The 17,334-nt window shown below is 30.6% G+C and carries 20 protein-coding genes; 9 read left to right on the forward strand and 11 right to left on the reverse strand.

Translation table 11 applies throughout. The annotated features are described in order from the left end of the window. Nucleotides 1-4: 4 nt before the first annotated feature. Nucleotides 5-697, reverse strand: a complete 693-nt coding sequence (locus M3P09_RS06140) for a DUF4328 domain-containing protein (RefSeq protein ID WP_249972430.1) — start codon at nucleotides 695-697, stop codon at nucleotides 5-7. A 135-nt stretch (nucleotides 698-832) separates the two neighbouring features. Here M3P09_RS06140 and M3P09_RS06145 point away from each other — a divergent pair, with 135 nt between their 5' ends. Then, nucleotides 833-1,261 carry a hypothetical protein gene (locus M3P09_RS06145; protein WP_099565624.1) on the forward strand — a complete coding sequence of 143 codons (429 nt, stop codon included), beginning with the start codon at nucleotides 833-835 and terminating at the stop codon, nucleotides 1,259-1,261. Nucleotides 1,262-1,267: 6 nt separating this feature from the next. Here the strand turns inward: M3P09_RS06145 and M3P09_RS06150 are convergent, their stop codons facing one another. Next, the gene (locus M3P09_RS06150) at nucleotides 1,268-1,663 is read right to left on the reverse strand and encodes a hypothetical protein (protein ID WP_099565623.1); all 396 of its coding nucleotides are present in this window, start codon (nucleotides 1,661-1,663) and stop codon (nucleotides 1,268-1,270) included. Between the two features lie 122 nt (nucleotides 1,664-1,785). On the opposite strand from M3P09_RS06150, the gene M3P09_RS06155 reads away from it, so the two are divergent. Further along, nucleotides 1,786-2,229, forward strand: a complete 444-nt coding sequence (locus M3P09_RS06155) for an Lrp/AsnC family transcriptional regulator (RefSeq protein WP_099565622.1) — start codon at nucleotides 1,786-1,788, stop codon at nucleotides 2,227-2,229. Nucleotide 2,230: 1 nt separating this feature from the next. Here M3P09_RS06155 and M3P09_RS06160 read toward each other — a convergent pair whose 3' ends face one another. Genes M3P09_RS06160 through M3P09_RS06170 form a run of 3 tightly spaced genes read right to left on the reverse strand, consistent with a single transcriptional unit; the run spans nucleotide 2,231 to nucleotide 4,601 of the window. Beyond that, complete coding sequence (locus M3P09_RS06160) at nucleotides 2,231-2,980, reverse strand: DJ-1/PfpI family protein (RefSeq protein ID WP_249972431.1); 750 nt, start codon at nucleotides 2,978-2,980, stop codon at nucleotides 2,231-2,233. Between the two features lie 2 nt (nucleotides 2,981-2,982). Further along, entirely contained in the window at nucleotides 2,983-3,360 is a 378-nt protein-coding gene (locus M3P09_RS06165; protein ID WP_249972432.1) for a VOC family protein, read from the reverse strand. Beyond that, nucleotides 3,351-4,601 (reverse strand): MDR family MFS transporter, encoded by a 1,251-nt coding sequence (locus M3P09_RS06170; RefSeq protein ID WP_249972433.1) that lies wholly within the window; start codon nucleotides 4,599-4,601, stop codon nucleotides 3,351-3,353. Before M3P09_RS06170 ends, M3P09_RS06165 begins: the two co-directional genes overlap by 10 nt. 324 nt (nucleotides 4,602-4,925) lie before the next feature. Between M3P09_RS06170 and M3P09_RS06175 the strand changes: the two genes are divergently transcribed. Together M3P09_RS06175 and M3P09_RS06180 are read left to right on the forward strand one after the other, a co-directional pair. Continuing rightward, nucleotides 4,926-6,344 (forward strand): cytochrome P450, encoded by a 1,419-nt coding sequence (locus M3P09_RS06175; protein WP_249972434.1) that lies wholly within the window; start codon nucleotides 4,926-4,928, stop codon nucleotides 6,342-6,344. Between the two features lie 12 nt (nucleotides 6,345-6,356). Next, a complete protein-coding gene (locus M3P09_RS06180; protein WP_249972435.1) occupies nucleotides 6,357-6,962 on the forward strand; it encodes a DUF1684 domain-containing protein in 606 nt (201 codons plus the stop codon). A 156-nt stretch (nucleotides 6,963-7,118) separates the two neighbouring features. Here M3P09_RS06180 and M3P09_RS06185 read toward each other — a convergent pair whose 3' ends face one another. From M3P09_RS06185 to M3P09_RS06195, 3 genes are all read right to left on the reverse strand, one after another. Continuing rightward, nucleotides 7,119-7,916, reverse strand: a complete 798-nt coding sequence (locus tag M3P09_RS06185; RefSeq protein ID WP_099565616.1) for a hypothetical protein — start codon at nucleotides 7,914-7,916, stop codon at nucleotides 7,119-7,121. A gap of 91 nt (nucleotides 7,917-8,007) precedes the next feature. Next, nucleotides 8,008-8,373 carry a fluoride efflux transporter CrcB gene (gene crcB / locus M3P09_RS06190; protein WP_099565615.1) on the reverse strand — a complete coding sequence of 122 codons (366 nt, stop codon included), beginning with the start codon at nucleotides 8,371-8,373 and terminating at the stop codon, nucleotides 8,008-8,010. A gap of 8 nt (nucleotides 8,374-8,381) precedes the next feature. Next, nucleotides 8,382-9,404, reverse strand: coding sequence for an SRPBCC family protein (locus tag M3P09_RS06195; RefSeq protein ID WP_249972436.1), 1,023 nt, complete (start codon nucleotides 9,402-9,404; stop codon nucleotides 8,382-8,384). Between the two features lie 184 nt (nucleotides 9,405-9,588). Here M3P09_RS06195 and M3P09_RS06200 point away from each other — a divergent pair, with 184 nt between their 5' ends. Beyond that, complete coding sequence (locus tag M3P09_RS06200) at nucleotides 9,589-11,628, forward strand: dipeptidyl peptidase 3 (protein WP_249972437.1); 2,040 nt, start codon at nucleotides 9,589-9,591, stop codon at nucleotides 11,626-11,628. A gap of 275 nt (nucleotides 11,629-11,903) precedes the next feature. On the opposite strand, the gene M3P09_RS06205 is transcribed toward M3P09_RS06200, so the two are convergent. Then, nucleotides 11,904-12,089 carry a hypothetical protein gene (locus M3P09_RS06205; protein ID WP_099565612.1) on the reverse strand — a complete coding sequence of 62 codons (186 nt, stop codon included), beginning with the start codon at nucleotides 12,087-12,089 and terminating at the stop codon, nucleotides 11,904-11,906. Between the two features lie 75 nt (nucleotides 12,090-12,164). On the opposite strand from M3P09_RS06205, the gene M3P09_RS06210 reads away from it, so the two are divergent. After that, entirely contained in the window at nucleotides 12,165-12,551 is a 387-nt protein-coding gene (locus M3P09_RS06210) for a pyrophosphohydrolase domain-containing protein (RefSeq protein ID WP_099565611.1), read from the forward strand. A gap of 36 nt (nucleotides 12,552-12,587) precedes the next feature. Here the strand turns inward: M3P09_RS06210 and M3P09_RS06215 are convergent, their stop codons facing one another. After that, nucleotides 12,588-13,652: a branched-chain amino acid aminotransferase gene (locus M3P09_RS06215; RefSeq protein ID WP_249972438.1), complete on the reverse strand. Its 1,065-nt coding sequence runs from the start codon at nucleotides 13,650-13,652 to the stop codon at nucleotides 12,588-12,590. A gap of 92 nt (nucleotides 13,653-13,744) precedes the next feature. Here M3P09_RS06215 and M3P09_RS06220 point away from each other — a divergent pair, with 92 nt between their 5' ends. The 3 genes from M3P09_RS06220 (at nucleotide 13,745) to M3P09_RS06230 (ending at nucleotide 15,965) form a co-directional block, all read left to right on the forward strand. Beyond that, nucleotides 13,745-14,248: a DUF4920 domain-containing protein gene (locus tag M3P09_RS06220; RefSeq protein ID WP_249972439.1), complete on the forward strand. Its 504-nt coding sequence runs from the start codon at nucleotides 13,745-13,747 to the stop codon at nucleotides 14,246-14,248. Nucleotide 14,249: 1 nt separating this feature from the next. After that, a complete protein-coding gene (gene mnmC2, locus M3P09_RS06225; protein ID WP_249972440.1) occupies nucleotides 14,250-14,978 on the forward strand; it encodes a tRNA (5-methylaminomethyl-2-thiouridine)(34)-methyltransferase MnmC2 in 729 nt (242 codons plus the stop codon). Between the two features lie 81 nt (nucleotides 14,979-15,059). Then, nucleotides 15,060-15,965 (forward strand): TIGR01777 family oxidoreductase, encoded by a 906-nt coding sequence (locus tag M3P09_RS06230; protein ID WP_249972441.1) that lies wholly within the window; start codon nucleotides 15,060-15,062, stop codon nucleotides 15,963-15,965. A 130-nt stretch (nucleotides 15,966-16,095) separates the two neighbouring features. Here M3P09_RS06230 and pepT read toward each other — a convergent pair whose 3' ends face one another. Continuing rightward, on the reverse strand, nucleotides 16,096-17,334 hold the full coding sequence (pepT, locus tag M3P09_RS06235) for a peptidase T (protein ID WP_249972442.1): 1,239 nt from the start codon (nucleotides 17,332-17,334) through the stop codon (nucleotides 16,096-16,098).

Below are 17,334 nucleotides of genomic sequence, written 5' to 3' on the forward strand. Positions count from 1 at the left end.
AAGTTTATTCGGTACCAATTTGATCAATTAATGACAAAGATTTGTCTACTTTTTTTAATGATAATTCAAATTTTGTTATTTTTTGAATAACAATTACAGCTAACGCTATAGATAAAATATCTACTAAATCTGATATTATATAAATATTATTAGCATCTATAAACTCATCAATTGTTATAGCTCTATTCATAGCTTTTGAAGCAAAATTACCAACAACTCCATTTGCAATATATATAATCCACCAAATTGCAATAAAATTTAGATTTTGGTCTAAAACTAGTGTAGAATCATACTCTTTAATTGCTTTTTGAGTTTTAATATATATTTCTTTCATTGTTTTTATTGGTCTTACCCAATTTATAAAAGGAATGAAGTACCCCCAAACCGCACCGTTTTCTGTATAATCCATCCTTATTTCTAAACGAATTAAATTTCCATAAGCTCTTCTAAACCATTTAATAAATAGCACAATTAGAGTTATAATACATATAAATTGCAATATTCCTAGAAATATGGTGGCATAGTCTAGATTGGTTATAAACTCTTCAGAATAATCATTTTGTTCATATGATTTAAATACCGAATTCTGATAAAAAGTTAGCCCAACTGATAGTACATCTACGCCAGCAAGAACTGCAAATGCAATTAAAGTATACTTACTCCTTAAAGTGTTATCCTTTATTAACTCGTTATTCATAATTAATTTTTTGTAAATATAGAATTCTTGAGCACTTTTAAAAGAAAATTATTACAAAACCTTTTAACTTTTTTGAAGCAACCATTTTTATTTTTTGCATCTTTATAATATAAACCCAATTAGTATATTAAAAAAATGAAAAATTCTATATTATTTCTATTTGCTTTAATTTTAATTAGTTGCACATCAGATGATAATAAGGTCTTAATTGAAAACGAAGCGTTATTGGGGAAATGGAAAGTTATTGAAGTGCTAGTAGATCCAGGAGATGGAAGTGGTACTTTTCAACCAGCTACATACAACAGAACAGTTGAGTTTTTTAGTAACGCAATAGTAACAGCAAGTGGAACTTTGTGTTTTCTGGGTTCAGAAAGTAATCCAAGTACTGGAACGTTTAAGTTAATTAGTACTAATGAAACAGATATTAATCATGATGGAGAAATAAAACCAAATGATTGCGGGTTTAGTGAAGCTAGAGTTTATTTTGATATTACTTCAAATAATGAGTTAATACTCTGGTATCCTTGTATTGAAGGATGCGGAGAAAAGTTTGAAAAAATATAAGAAGCTTTAAAGAGTTAACAACCAATTACGTTGAATTTTTTTAAATTTCTTTAACTCCTTGCGCAAAATTGGCAAAAAATCTTTTCCATTACTGTTAGAACGTTCTAAACGATATGAATTTTTATAAAGCATATTAGTAATACGTTTTAACGAAGCAATGTGCTTATGTCTTCTATCTGAATAACGTTCTAATTCTACATTTACAATTTCTGGAACTAAAGACACCGATTGCTGAACAATATCACCAGAAAAGTAAATATTTATATCTTCAGATCCATCATTTTTTAAAACAGATAAATCATAATTTAAATATGTAGATATGTTTTGAGATAGAGCAAAAATCTCCAGTGCTTTTTTATAAACCGGTAATTCCGATAGGTTTTGTGGGGTATTAGATAACATGTTTCTTTTTCTAAAGCAATTTTATCAAAATTACTCACAACAATTCTAATTAGTCTTTTGATTTTAAAGTAAATATGTATATTTGCTTTAAATATTAATGTTCTGTAGTTTGATTTCTTTAAATGAGTATAGATAACCTAAATAAGAAGATTTTAAAGTGTTTACAACAAAACGCAAGGCAATCTAATGCAGAAATTGGAAGGCAAGTTGGGATTAGTTCTCCAGCTGTATCCGAACGCATAAAAAAAATGGAAGATATTGGGGTTATTGAAGATTATAAAGCGATGGTTTCTCCTTTCGATTTGGGATATCAATTTAAAGCCATAATTACTTTACGTGCCTTTATGGGTAAATTAAAACCGTTCTTAGAAAAAGTAAAAACCTATGACGAGGTTATAAATTGCTATCGTATTACAGGTGATGAGAACATTGTTATGGAAGTAGTTTTAAAAAATCAAAAACACTTAGAAATATTTATAGATCAGCTTATTAGTTACGGCGAAACAAAAACACAAATTGTTTTATCTCGTGTGGTAAAGCAGAAAGAGATTAAACCAATTGAATAAATCACTCTTTATGAATTACTAAATGGGGTACAGCTTCTAAATCCCAATCAATAACGAGTCCACCAGCTAACGATTGTGCTATTTTTTTGCCATATAAATATTCGCATAAATATAAAGACGCTTCAAAACTTTTTGCACCACCAGCTGAGGTTATATATTTTCCATCATGTACAAAAAGTACATCTTTTCTAACATCTAGTTTGGGGAACATTTTGCGCATGGTATCAATATCGCTAGGGAAGGTTGTAGACACACTATTATCCAACAGGCCAGCTTTAGCAAGCACAAAGGCACCATCGCAATGCGAGGTTATAAATTGTGCGCCTTTATCTACTTGTTTCACAAAATCGATCATAGCTTTATCTTCTAAATCTGTGTCTAAATGATGTTCGGCACTTGGCACAACTAGGATGTCTATTTTTGGCAGTGTATCTTTTAAATAATTATAATCTGGAATAATTCGCATACCTTCAAAAGTAGTAATCGCTTTATCTGTATTGGCTACAGTAAATACATTCATAGCCTTAATACTATCTCTAAAAATAGTGTGCTGAAAAATATCGAAAGGCGCTGTAAGTTCTGTGTTATAAACGCCTTCCATTATTAAAAACGCTACATTGTATCGATTAGGTTCTAATTTTGGGAATTGCTTTTCAATTGAAGACTCTACATTATTCTTTCCTTTTCTTTCTTCTGAAAAATTACAACTCACAAACAGCATTGCAATTAAAAAATATAGTGTTTTTTTCATGTTTATTGTACGCGCCAAGGCGGATTTTTCCTGTTGTTACCAGCTTTGTAAAGTATAATATGGTTTCCGTCCAAATCATTTAAGTGTGCTTCTCGCCACAACCACATTTTATCTTCAGGCTCACTTGTAAATATAATGCCTTTTCTTTTTAGTTGTTTTACTAATTCATCAAGATTATCATCTTCAAAATAAATTGTAATACCATGACCTTTAGGTAATTTATTTACTTGATGAATTGAAAATGTACTATTGCCATTAGGGCATTCAAATCTAACATACCCTGGAAGTGCATCTACAATTAGATGCAACCCCAAGGTTTGATAGAATTTAGTTGCGTTTACAACATCTAACGATGGTATAGTAATTTGATTTAAATCCATAAAATTTCTTTTTCTTCTTTTCTTTCTTTTTCTTTTATCCTCTTTTTTGCATTTAGATATTGTCTTAAAAAGAACAAAAGGAAAACACAAAGTGCAGCAAGACCAGTAATTATATACCATGTGTTTTCAAAGCCTAATTTATCTGTCATTTGTAAGCCAGCATTATGACCAAAAATATGAGCAATTGAAAATGAGATAGAATATAATGCCATATACTCGCCTTGATTTCCTTTTTTAGCTCTATCCATGGCAAAAGCATTAGAAAAAGGAAACGCTATCATTTCTCCAAACGTCATTAAAAGCATTCCAATTATCAATACGCCTGTCCAAGACGTAAAGTTTAAAATAATAAAACTTAATCCCGTTAAAATGCCACCGAAAAGCATTAATCCAGTTTTAGTAAATGTTGTATTTTCTAACCATTTTATTAGAGGCATTTCAAATGCAAAAATTAAAAACCCGTTCAACCCCAAGAGGACTCCAATTTCTGTCACGGATAAATCATGTACATCTTTGTAATAGATTGGCATTGTTGAGAAGTATTGTAAAAATACCACTCCAAAAAGCACCATAGCTATTAAAAATATTAAAAAGGCTTTGTCGTGGTAAGCCGATTTTGGGTTCTCAACTTTTATGTCATCCAATGTTTTTGTTGTTTTTGGATTCAATACATTTATTAAAACTAATGTTGCTAAAATACATGTAATACCATCTACCCAGAATAACCCGCCATAGCTTAAAGTTGTTATTATAAGACCTCCAATTGCAGGACCAGCTGAAAACCCAAGATTAATAGCTAGTCTAATTAAAGTAACCGACCGTGTTTTGTTTTCTGGTTTGCTATATGCGCTTAATGCTACAAACATGGCTGGTCTAAACATGTCTGCCACCAACATTACTAAAAATATACCTAAACTAAATGATACAAAGGTTATTAAAAATTGTAATGCAATAAATAACAAACCAGTAGCTAGTAAACTAAATGTCATTACTTTATAATAACCAATTTTATCAGTTAATTTACCGCCTAACCAAGATCCAATTACTGAACCTAAACCAAAAGCACTCATTATCCATGCTACATTGCTTAAAGAAAAATCAAGACTTTCTTTAAGGTAAAGCGATAAGAACGGAATTACCATAGTCCCGGCTCTATTGATTAGTGTTATTAAAGCGAGCCACCACACTTCTCGAGAAAGGCCGCTAAATGTGTTTAGATAATTGTTAAATAGTGTTTTCATTAGTACTGATTGTTCAAATTGTTTCTACATATTTTGATTTTAAGTTAAAGTCTTTAATAGACTAAAAATAAAAAGTCCGACTGTGAAGTCGGACTTTTTAATATTGTAATATTTTATAATCATATCACCACAATATATAATAAGCCCAACATCTTGTCTTTAAACAAGAGGTCCATTGCTTTCTATAAATAGTGACGTTATTACGCATTTTTTCTTTTTGTATACCACAAAGCTATATAAAATATTCTTAAGTTGTACTTTTGGAATAGAAATATTTTAAAAAAATATTTTAATAATGATTTATATTTTAGAGCTAAAATATTTATGCATCGTAAAGAGTTAATTAAAATAAAGGATTTATCATCACCTAAAGGACATTCTATATTGGGGCATTTACCTCAATTTAATACACATAATAAACATCAGGTTTTAGAGCGTTGGGTTGATGAATGCGGTGATTTATTTAAAATAAATTTTGTAGGCAAAGAGTTTATTGTTTCGGCTAAACCATCTTTAAATAATACAATTTTAAGATTACGACCAGAAAAATTTAAACGTTTCTCCAAAATTGATGAGATTTTAAAAGAAATGGGAGTTTCTGGAGTTTTTAATGCCGAAGGAGCTCATTGGAAACGACATAGAAAACCAATAGCAGAGGCCTTAAATATGCAACATGTAAAAGGGTATTATCCTATTATTTTAGATAAAACGAATAGTTTACTTGATAAATTTAAAACATATTCAAAAGAAAATATTGCTATAGATGTTCAAAAAGAGCTTATGCTTTTTACTATTGATATTACAACTGAAATAGCATTTGGACATAAATTAGATACTATAAATAATGCTGATAATAGTTTTCAAAAACACTTGGAAGTTATTTTTCCTATGATAAATGAACGTATTACAGCACCAATACCTATTTGGCGATTTATAAAGCGTAAAAAAGATGAGGTTTTACAAAAATCAATAAATGCTATTGAAAAAATAATTTATGAGTTTATTGATGAATCAAGAAATAAAATAAAAAATAATCCAGAATTAAAAGCGCAACCATCAAACTTTTTAGAAGCCCTTTTATTAGCAAATGAAAATGATGTTTTTAATGATGAAGAAGTTTACGGAAATATTTTTACTATGCTTTTAGCAGGAGAAGATACAACGTCGAACTCTATATCATGGACTTTGTTTTATTTATCTCAGCACCCCGAAGTAGTTAATAAAATTAGAGAAGAAGCTAATACGGTATACTTTAATGATGATGCTCCAGCAAGTTTTGAAAAGCTTTCAGAATTGAAATACACTAATGCGGTGGTACAAGAGGCTATAAGGTTAAAACCAACAACTCCTCAATTGTATTTTGAAGCAAATGAGGATATTGAAATAGAAGGATTGCTTATACCCAAAAACGGTAAAGTGATTTTACAAAATAAAGTGGCTCAAACTAGCGAAGCGTATTTTACAAACGCTAATTCGTTTGAACCAGAACGATGGTTGGTTAGCGAGTGCCCAATGCATAAAAAACATTCTCCGCAAGTTATAAAAGCTTTTGGTGGAGGGCCTCGTTATTGCCCTGGAATGTTTTTGGCAATAAACGAAATGGTTACACTGGTTTCTACACTTTGCAAACATTTTAATTTCAAATTAGCGGTAAAACCTGAAGAAATTGTTGAGCAGTTCGAGTTTACAATGTATCCTAAAAATCTTTTAGTCGAGTTTATAAATATTAAGTCTAAAAACTAATTCTATATAAAAATGAAATCATTATTTGCTCTAAGTTTTTGTGTTATCTGTTTTACAAGTTGCGCTCAAAAAAAGCAACCATTAAAAGGAGAAACCGAGTTTCAACGTGAAATAAATGCTGAATATAAAGATGCCACAGCATCACCTTTAAAAGATAAGGACAGAAAAAAGTTTGAAGGTTTAGATTTTTTTAAGTTCGATTCTACTTATGTAGTAATTGCAAGTTTTAAAAGAACTCCAAACGAGAAAGTTTTTAAAATGAAAACCACAACAGATAGAACTCCAGAATATGTTAAATACGGTGTATTGAATTTTAGTTTAAAAGGAGAAAACTTCACCTTAAATATATATCAAAATCAAGGGTTAATAGAAAAAGAGGGCTATGAAGATTATTTGTTTTTACCTTTTTTAGATGAAACCAATGGATTAGAAAGTTATGGTGGCGGACGCTATATTGATACAAGAATTCCTGAAGGTGATACTATGGTAATAGATTTTAATAGAGCCTATAACCCTTATTGTGCTTATAACGATAAATATTCTTGTCCAATTGTACCAAGAAAAAACTATTTAAAAACAAGGATAGAAGCTGGTGTTAAAGCTTTTGATAAGCATTGAAGTATGTGAAGTTCGTTTAACGTTTATATATGGAATGTTGCGTGTTATTGTACGAGAATTTTTCCGAATGAAAATCAGAAATTAATAACGAGTAACTAACTTTGGTCTAGCTAAAACTAGTAAATTTTTATATAGGGTGTTGTAGGTTGGCTTTTCTCAATTCAGTTTTTTAAGTTCGTTATCAATCTGCATATGTATTTGTTCTAATTGTTGAGCATATCTATCTGTATCTTCTTTAATTGCTTTTCTGAATAGTTCAAATGCTTGGACTCTAAGTTTTGAATATTTTAGTAAAATTTCGTTTTGTTTTATTAGTTCAGATGGTAAACCTTCAAACTGATTTGTTTTATTAATTATCTTAATATTTTCCTTCCACTTTGGAATTGTTTTCTCGTCCAACTCTTTAAGTAAAGAATAGTTTGTTCCCGTATTTAAATTATCGTAAAAGATTAAAGTTTCATTTTCATTTTTTGAAAATTGAGCAAGTTTTGCGTCATATTTCTCATATAACTCGTTATCTGTAGATAAGAAAGCATAACTGAATATTCCAATTCCAAGTATTAGTAAGGAAATGAATCCTATTCCAGCAGCTCGCCAACCAGAAAAAAAAGAGTTATTATGTTCTTTATGAGATTTAAGAATATCTCCTTGTTTCCACTCAACAATTCCCCAAATAATTCCTGTGTATATTATTGGAATTAATTGTTGAGGAATTTTGTCAATTATATTTTCGGGAATCATAAATATTCCGCCAAAAAGTATTATTGTAGAAATAATTCCAATAATTAAAGAATAACGTCCTTCAGTTGGTTTATCTATTGCTTTAAAATTTTCACCTATTAAATATCCTGCAGCAAGAGGTCCGCCTAAGAATGTTGCACCACTAATTGCTTTTGAGGAATATAACTTAACGTCTTTTGTGTTATTTTCTATTTCGAATTTTGTTTCTATCATTTTTTAGTTTGTAGATAATGTTTTTCAAGTATATGAATCTGTTTTAACAATTTATATATAACATTAAACGTTTTTCTAATAAAGTCAAGCTTTACTTCACCAAAAACATTCCTAAAAACACTGCTAAAAAACCAATTACAAAACTGGCAATAGTGTATAAAGCAAAACTTGTAAAGTCCCCAGATTTTAAAAATACATGGTTTTCATAAGCAAAAGTAGAGAAGGTCGTAAAGCCTCCACAAAATCCTGTAGCTAATAACAAAGTTTGGCTTTGAGTTAGTGAATCATTTTTAGCAGCAAACCCTAAAATAATTCCAATAAGTAAACTGCCTATAATGTTTGCAGCAAAAGTGCCGTAAGGTATTCCAGTAGTAGTAGAGTTTAAATATTTACCAATTAAAAAGCGTAGTACGCTACCAAAACCACCACCAACAAAAACCAATAAAACTTGCTTCATTTATGGAGTTATTCTTTTATTGGAATATAAATTTCGGTTATCCAATCTGCAGGATTCGGTTTGCTCATTGGATCTGTTAAATATACCTCAAGAGCTGGTAAATCATGCACTTCTTCTAAACCATTATCATTTATATATTTAGTTGCTGTTTCCCAAGTTTCTTTTAAATTAGTATAATCTCCATTTAAAGTTGTTTTAATTGCTTTAAAGGGCTGTAATTGTCCTGTTAAAATATCACTATCTGTAGTAATTATTTTTTCAGTAGTAGGTACGCAACAAGAAAACATGACAGCATTATTTTCTTCATCCCATTTATGGTAAGCAACAAAAGGAGCTCCAGCCATAGTTATATTATTTTTCATGGCGTACTCACCAACTTTAGGTAACATTTCAATCATTTTGCTTTTTAAATCACTTATTTTACAAGACGTTGTGTTGTATAAATAATAACCACCACTATGATTGGTAGGTCCATTAACAGTAACACTGTATTTTTTCATACTGGCAACAACAATGCTATCTAGTTTTTCAAGGCTTCTCTCATAATGTGGTCCAATTTGTTTTTCCATACCACCCATTAAAACAGAAAACATTTTAAAAACAAAAGGTAAATCTTTCCCAGAAATGGTCCATGTGGCATCTGTAGAACCATCCTCGTTAGGTGTGAATTTCCAATTTACATCTGATGGAGGAAATTCAGCAAATTGCATATGTTGTTGTATAGATGTGTTTGGAGAAGCTTCAGTAGTTTTCATAGTACCAATACCATCTTTATCTTCCCAAGAATATGACCCATTTACACCCTTTGTTTGGTCGGATAATGTAATTTTCATATCTGGGTCTGCTTCTACCCAAGACGACCATGATTCCCAATTTTTAAAATCGATAACATTATCATAAATAATTCCAGCAGGTGCTTTTATAGTTCGCGTTCTGGTAACTTCAAATTCATTGGGCTGTACAGCAATATAAATAGCAGCGCCAATAATACCTATCAGTAATAAAAACAGAATATATTTTAACGTTTTCATCTTAAATAAAATTATAATAAATATTGAAAATCAAATATAATCATTTTAATCTTTGATTAATAAATTATTACATTTGCTACTCTAAAATTAAATATTTAACAATTGAACTTGTTTATTTTGAATAATCACTAATTTTTCAGGTATAACGAGTCCAATTTTTATAGAAAAACTAAAACTAAAATAAATGAAATTAAAAACCGTATTAAGTTTTGCTTTTGTAGCAACTTTTTTATTATCCTGTGGAAACGATAAATCTGAAAAGCAAAGCGATAATATAAAAGAGAAAGAAGCGACTGCATTTAATTTTAACGTTGAGCAATTTGCAGACATTAAAATATTGCGTTATCAAATTCCAGGCTGGGAGCAATTGACTTTAAAAGAACAAAAACTTGTGTATTATTTAACACAAGCTGGTTTAGCTGGAAGAGATATTATGTGGGATCAAAATTACCGCCATAATCTTAAAATTAGAAAAGCTTTAGAGCATATTTATGCAAATTATAAAGGAGATAAAACTACTGCTAATTGGAGCGCTTATGAAACTTATTTAAAACGCGTTTGGTTCAGCAATGGAATTCATCATCATTATTCAAATGATAAGTTGAAACCTGAGTTTTCTTCAGATTATTTAAAAGAATTATTAGCAGAAACTAATGCAACTTTAGAAGGAGAAGCTTTTGATGTTATTTTTAATGATGCTGATTCTAAAAAAGTAAATCAGGCAAAAGGAGTTGATAATGTAGCACTTTCTGCAGTTAATTTTTATGGACCAAATGTTACTAATGCTGATGTAGAAAGTTTTTATAAAACTAAAACATCTCCTAATCCAGAAAAGCCTTTATCGTATGGATTAAACTCTCAGTTAGTAAAAGAAAATGGTGAGTTAAAAGAGCGTGTTTATAAATCTGGTGGATTATACGGATCTGCAATAGATGAAATTATTAAATGGCTTGAATTAGCTAAGAGTGTTGCCGAAAATGAAGCTCAAGGAAATGCACTTGGGTTACTAATTGAATATTATAAAACAGGTGATTTACAAATTTGGGATGATTATAATGTAGCCTGGACTGCTGCTACTAAAGGAAATGTAGACTATATTAATAGTTTTATTGAAGTATATAACGACCCATTAGGCTATAGAGGTTCTTATGAAAATATTATTCAAATTAATGATTTTGATATGTCTCAAAAAATGAAGGTTTTATCGGATAATGCACAATGGTTTGAAGATAACTCGCCTTTAATGGATGCCCACAAAAAGAAAAATGTGGTAGGAGTAACATATAAAGTTGTTAATGTAGCTGGCGAAGCTGGCGATGCATCACCAAGTACGCCAATTGGTGTGAATTTACCAAATGCCAATTGGATTAGAGCTGCTGTAGGAAGTAAATCTGTATCTTTAGGTAACATTATTAATGCTTATAATAATGCAGGAAGTTCAGGACGTTTAAAGGAATTTGTACATGATGAAGATGAATTAAAATTAGAAGAGGAATACGGACAATTAGCTGATAAATTACACACAGCATTACATGAAGTTATTGGGCATGCTTCCGGGCAATTAAATCCAGGTGTTGGAGAAACTAAGGAAACATTAAAAAATTATGCATCTACGCTTGAAGAAGGTCGTGCAGATTTAGTAGGATTATACTATTTATACAACCCTAAATTACAAGAATTAGGATTAGTTAAAGATTGGAAAACTGTTGGAAAAACAGCTTTCGATGGGTATATTAGAAATGGTTTAATGACCCAGTTAATTCGTTTAAATTTAGGTGATGATGTTGAAGAGGCGCACATGCGTAACAGGCAATGGGTTTCTGCTTGGGCTTTTGAAAAAGGAAAAGCTGATAATGTTATTGAAAAAGTAACTAGAGACGGAAAAACCTATTTCAACATTACAGATTATGATAAATTACATAATTTATTTGGGCAATTATTACGAGAAACACAACGCATAAAATCTGAAGGCGATTATGCAGCAGTTGAAGCTTTAGTAGAAGGCTATGGTGTAAAAGTAAATCAAGCAATTCATGCCGAGGTTTTAGAAAGAAACAAACAGTTTACGTCTGCTCCATATAGTGGTTTTGTTAACCCTGTTTTGGTTGCCAAAAAGGATGAGACTGGAGAAATTACAGAAATTAAAGTTACACAACCAGAAACATTTCCTGGTCAAATGCTAGACTATAGTAAAAATTATAACTTTTTACCGGAAGTAAATTAAGTGTTATATAATTCCGTTTTTAAGGCAGAGCTTTTTAATTAAGGCTCTGTTTTTTTATTTACACTAAAAACTAAAAGAATTAGGTTAACAACAATAAGAGCAGCAATAATTAATAGTATTTTCATGATTCAGGTTTCTCTAGTTATTATCTAGATGCAAAATTTTACAATTGGTTGCGTCAAATCTTACATCTATTTATATAACAGTTAAAAACCGTTTTTCCCTAATACATTTTTTCGAAATTTAGCTTGAAGGCTTAAAAAACTATGTAAATACTACTTTAAAAAGAATTTAATAGCAACAATAAATAATATAAATGAAATAAAAGCAATTAAAACCCATACACTACCAGCATAAAAACGTTTATGTAGTTTTAAATCTTTTCGGTAAGTAAAACCAATAATGATAGCAAAGGCAATAAAAAATAAAACTCCGAAAATGATTTGACCGTTACTAAACATATGGTTATTTTTATGCAAATTTAATGAAAACACTAAAGATTTCCTTCTTCAAGGAAATGAAAAAATAGTTTATTTATGAAAAATAAAATTGAAGCCGTAAAAGCCTTCCATACAGCATTTAAAATAGGTCACAGAGAAACTCCAAAAGCAGATTTAGGCAGCGAAAAGAATACGTTGCGTTTTAATTTAATGAAAGAGGAAAATGAAGAGTATTTTGAAGCTGCTAACAATAATGATTTGATTGAGGTTGCAGATGCATTAGGAGATATGCTTTATATTTTGTGCGGTACTATTATTGAGCATGGCATGCAATATAAAATAGAAGAGGTTTTTAATGAAATTCAAAGGAGTAATATGAGTAAATTAGGTGAAGATGGACAACCAATTTATCGTGAAGATGGTAAAGTGCTAAAAGGACCAAATTATTTTAAACCTAATATTGAAGCTATATTGGATAAATAAAAAAAGGAAGCTATTTGGCTGCTTCCTTTTTTTTTTTTAAACATTATATCTCCATCCAAAAGGATCTTCAGATTTGTTAGTTTGAATATCTGTGATGCGTTTCTTTAAAGAACTTGCATAGGTGTTTTCCAATTCTGGTAAATCAAAATCTTCGTCTTTATAGCCAAAACCAGCTATTGGAGAAATTACAGCAGCAGTTCCAGCTCCAAACATTTCTTTTAAAGTACCATTTTTAGCAGCAGTAACAACCTCGCTAACAGATATTTTTCTAACTTCTACAGGAATACCTTCAGCTTCAGCTAATTCTATAATACTTTTACGTGTAATACCATCTAAAATTCTATCGCTAGTTGGTCCAGTTATTAGGGTATCATTTATACGAATAAAAATATTCATAGCACCAGCTTCTTCTATATATTCATGCGTATTATCATCTGTCCAAATGACTTGTTGGTAACCTTTTTCAATGGCTAATTGAGTAGGGTAAAATTGTCCAGCATAATTACCGCCAGCTTTAGCAAAACCAACACCACCATTAGCAGAACGAGAATATTTCTCTTCTATTAAAACTTTTACTTTCCCTGCAAAATACGATCCAGATGGAGCAGTTGCAATCACAAATTTATATTCGTCTGCAGGTGAGGCATGAAACCCTTTTCCTGTAGCAAATACAAAAGGTCTTATATATAAAGAACTACCATCATTTTTAGGAATCCAATCGCTATCAACTTTTAATAGCGCTTTTAGGCCTTCCATAAAATACGCTTCAGGCAATTCTGGCATTGCAAGACGTTTTGATGAAATATTTAATCGTTTGAAATTATCTATAGGACGAAACAATAATACATTATCATTTTCATCTTTGTAAGCTTTCATTCCTTCAAATACAGATTGCCCGTAATGAAAAATCTTAGCAGAAGGATCCAAAGAAATTGGAGCATAAGGGACAACCTTAGGTGCTTGCCATTTTCCATCTTTATAATCACATTCTAACATATGATCAGAAAATGTTTTCCCAAAGCTTAAATTATCAAAATCTACATCATGAATTTTTGTTTTTTTTGTTTTTATAACCTCTATGTCGTTGATTAAAGTATCCATAATTCAAGTTGTTTATGGTACAAATTTAATTAAAAACGGTATTAAAAATGATATATTTGTAACAAATCGTTTAAAATTGAAAAATTCATATTATGAAGTCAATAACCTTAATAATTATTTGCGTATTCATGTTAAATTCTTGCAAAAATAAAGATGATAAACAGCAAGAAAAACCAGTTGAAGCTGAAAAAGTAGAGTATGCTTCTTTTGGAAACGTTATAATTGCTGATGATGCTATTGAAGCTGCTTCTATGGCGTCGCATTATAAAACTATGAATGTTGGAGATAGTATTAATTCTAAAATGATTGCAACAGTGAACAAAGTTTGTCAAGCAAAAGGGTGTTGGATGACTTTAAATTTGGGTGATGACAAAGAAGTTATGGTTAAGTTTAAAGATTATGGATTTTTTATGCCTAAAGATATTGGAGGAAAGGAAGTTGTTATAAATGGAAAAGCATATGTTAAAGAGGTTTCAGTTGATGAACAACGTCATTACGCTGAAGATGAAGGTAAAACAGCTGAAGAGATTGCAAGTATAACCGAACCTAAAAGAACATATTCTTTTGAGGCAGATGGTGTATTGTTAAAACAATAGTTTGAAGAGAGAAATTGTAATAACTGCTGATGGTTCGTCAACTATTCATTTACCAGAATGGGATGAGCAATACCATTCAAAACACGGTGCTATACAAGAAGCATATCATGTCTTTATAAAGCATGGCTTGCACTACTTTTGTAATTCAGAACAAAGCGAAGAATCTCAACGAAAAATAATTGATGTTACTTCGAGCTCCGTAGAGAAGTATCGTAATATTTCAATACTAGAAATTGGATTTGGTACTGGCTTAAACGCGTTTATTACTTTGTTAGAAGCTAAAAAATTAAAAATTTTTGTTGATTATTTTGGTGTAGAAGCCTATCCAGTTTTAATGGATGAAATAAATCAACTAAACTATTCAGAAGAATTAAATGTTGAAGATAAATCATCACTTTTTAATAAATTGCATGAAGTTTCGTGGGAGGAGTTTCATAAAGTAACATCTTACTTTTCTTTAGCAAAGCAAAAAAGATTCTTTTCAGAAATAAAAGAAGAGAATTGTTATAATATCATCTATTTTGACGCTTTTGGAGCACGCGTACAACCAGAATTGTGGACAGAGAGTATATTTCAAAAAATGTACAGTGCATTAAAAATTAAAGGTATTTTAGTTACATATTCTGCAAAGGGTAGTGTTAGAAGAGCTATGGAAACTGTAGGATTTAAAGTAGAGCGATTACCAGGACCACCTGGAAAACGAGAAATGTTACGCGCTACTAAAAGTTAAAAACCAGTTAAATCTGTTAAACCAAGTATAAATGTGTAGCTATTAAAACTTGCATTTTGTATTTTTATATAAAAAGTAACTATGCGAGTTTTAATAACTGGAGCGACAGGATTAGTAGGGCAAGAGGTTGTTAAACTTTGCCATGAAAAAGATATTGCTGTAAACTACCTTACAACTAGCAAATCTAAAATTAAAGGCCAGAAAAACTACCAAGGTTTTTATTGGAACCCAAAAACGCAAGATATAGATAAAACCTGTTTTAAAAATGTTGATGCTATTATTCATTTAGCAGGCGCAACAGTTTCAAAGCGATGGACAATAGATTATAAAAAAGAAATTCTTTCTAGTAGAATTGAAGGTACACAATTGTTGATAAATGCTCTAAAAGGAGAAATGCACACCATTACACAAATAGTATCGGCAAGTGCTATTGGTATTTATCCAGATTCTTTAATTAATTATTATGACGAAGCTTTTAACGATTTTGATGATTCTTTTTTGAGTGATGTCGTACAAAAATGGGAAGGGGTAGTTGATGGGTTTTCAAAGTTAAACATAGCTGTATCTAAAATAAGAATTGGTTTAGTGTTATCAAACAACGGAGGTGCATTAATAGAAATGGTTAAGCCTATAAGGTTTGGTTTAGGTTCTGCTTTCGGTAATGGAAAGCAATGGCAATCGTGGATACATATTAAAGATTTGGCACATTTATTTTTATATGTTTTAGAATATAAATTAATTGGTGTTTATAATGGCGTAGCGCCAAACCCTGTTACTAATATGGAGTTGACAAAAAGTATTGCTAAGGCGTTGAAAAAGCCTTTGTTTTTACCTAATATTCCAAAATTTTTCATGAAACTTGTTTTAGGAGAGATGCATACCTTACTTTTTGGTAGTCAACGTGTAAGTTCTAAAAAAATTGAAAATAAAGGGTTTCAATTTAAAGAGTATCACTTGCAATCTGCTTTAAAGGATTTATTAGATTGATAAATAATAACATTAGAGAATTCACTTAAAGTTTTTAAGTATATCAGTCCATTCTGTTTAATAATTAATATAATGTATAAGAAGGCAGATGATTTTTTATAAATTCAAATTTCAAAATTGATGCAACTAACTACTTTTTAAGCGCTGCTATTTCGGCAATTTTACAAATCACTTCGGTAGCTTTTATCATGCTTTCTACTGGTACATATTCATAGCGTCCATGAAAGTTATGACCGCCAGCAAAAATATTAGGACATGGTAATCCCATGTAGCTTAATTGTGAACCGTCTGTGCCACCTCGAATGGCTTTAATTAAAGGTTCTATCCCTAATTGCTTCATAGCTTCTTCAGCAATATCAACAATATGTATAACGGGTTCAACCTTTTCTTTCATGTTGTAATATTGATCTTTTATTTCTACTACTATAGCTTCGGTTCCGTATTGCGAATTAAGCTCGTTTGCTAATTTGGACATAACTTCTTTCCTAGCTTCAAAATGGCTTTTATCGTGATCACGAATAATATATTCTAAAATAGTTTCATCAACATCACCATTTATATTATGCAAGTGAAAAAAGCCTTCATAGCCTTCAGTATGTTCAGGCGTTTCTAATCGTGGTAACGAGTTAATAAACTCGGTAGCGATATACATAGAATTTATCATTTTTCCTTTGGCATAGCCTGGATGGACAATTTTTCCTTTTATTTTTACTTTTGCACCTGCAGCATTAAAATTTTCGTATTCTAATTCTCCTATTTGGCTACCATCCATAGTATAAGCCCAATCGGCGTTAAATTTTTCAACATCAAACTTATGTGCACCACGACCAATTTCTTCATCAGGTGTAAAACCTACACGTATTTTTCCGTGTTTAATTTCTGGATGATTAATTAAGTATTCCATTGCCGAAACAATTTCGCAAATACCAGCTTTATCATCTGCTCCTAAAAGAGTTGTACCATCTGTAGTAATTAAAGTTTGCCCAATATATTGACGCAAATCATCAAAATAATCTGGAGATAAAACAATGTTTTCTTCTTTATTTAATAAAATGTCTCCACCGTGATAATTTTCAAAAATTTGTGGATTTACATTAGCACCGGTAAAATCTGGTGAGGTATCAAAATGAGAAATAAAACCAATGGTAGGTGTGTCGTGTTCTACATTACTTGGTAATGTAGCCATAATATATGCGTTTTCATCAATAGTAACATCTTGCATACCAATAACTTTTAACTCTTCAAATAATTTATTGGCTAAATCCCATTGTTTTTTTGTACTTGGAGTGGTGCTTGAATTTGGGTCAGACTCCGTATCGATGGTAACGTAGCCTATAAAACGTTTTATAATGTGTTCTTTTGAGATCAT

The sequence above is a fragment of the Jejuia spongiicola genome (genome assembly GCF_023502325.1).
Classification (GTDB): Bacteria; Bacteroidota; Bacteroidia; order Flavobacteriales; family Flavobacteriaceae; genus Wocania_A; species Wocania_A spongiicola.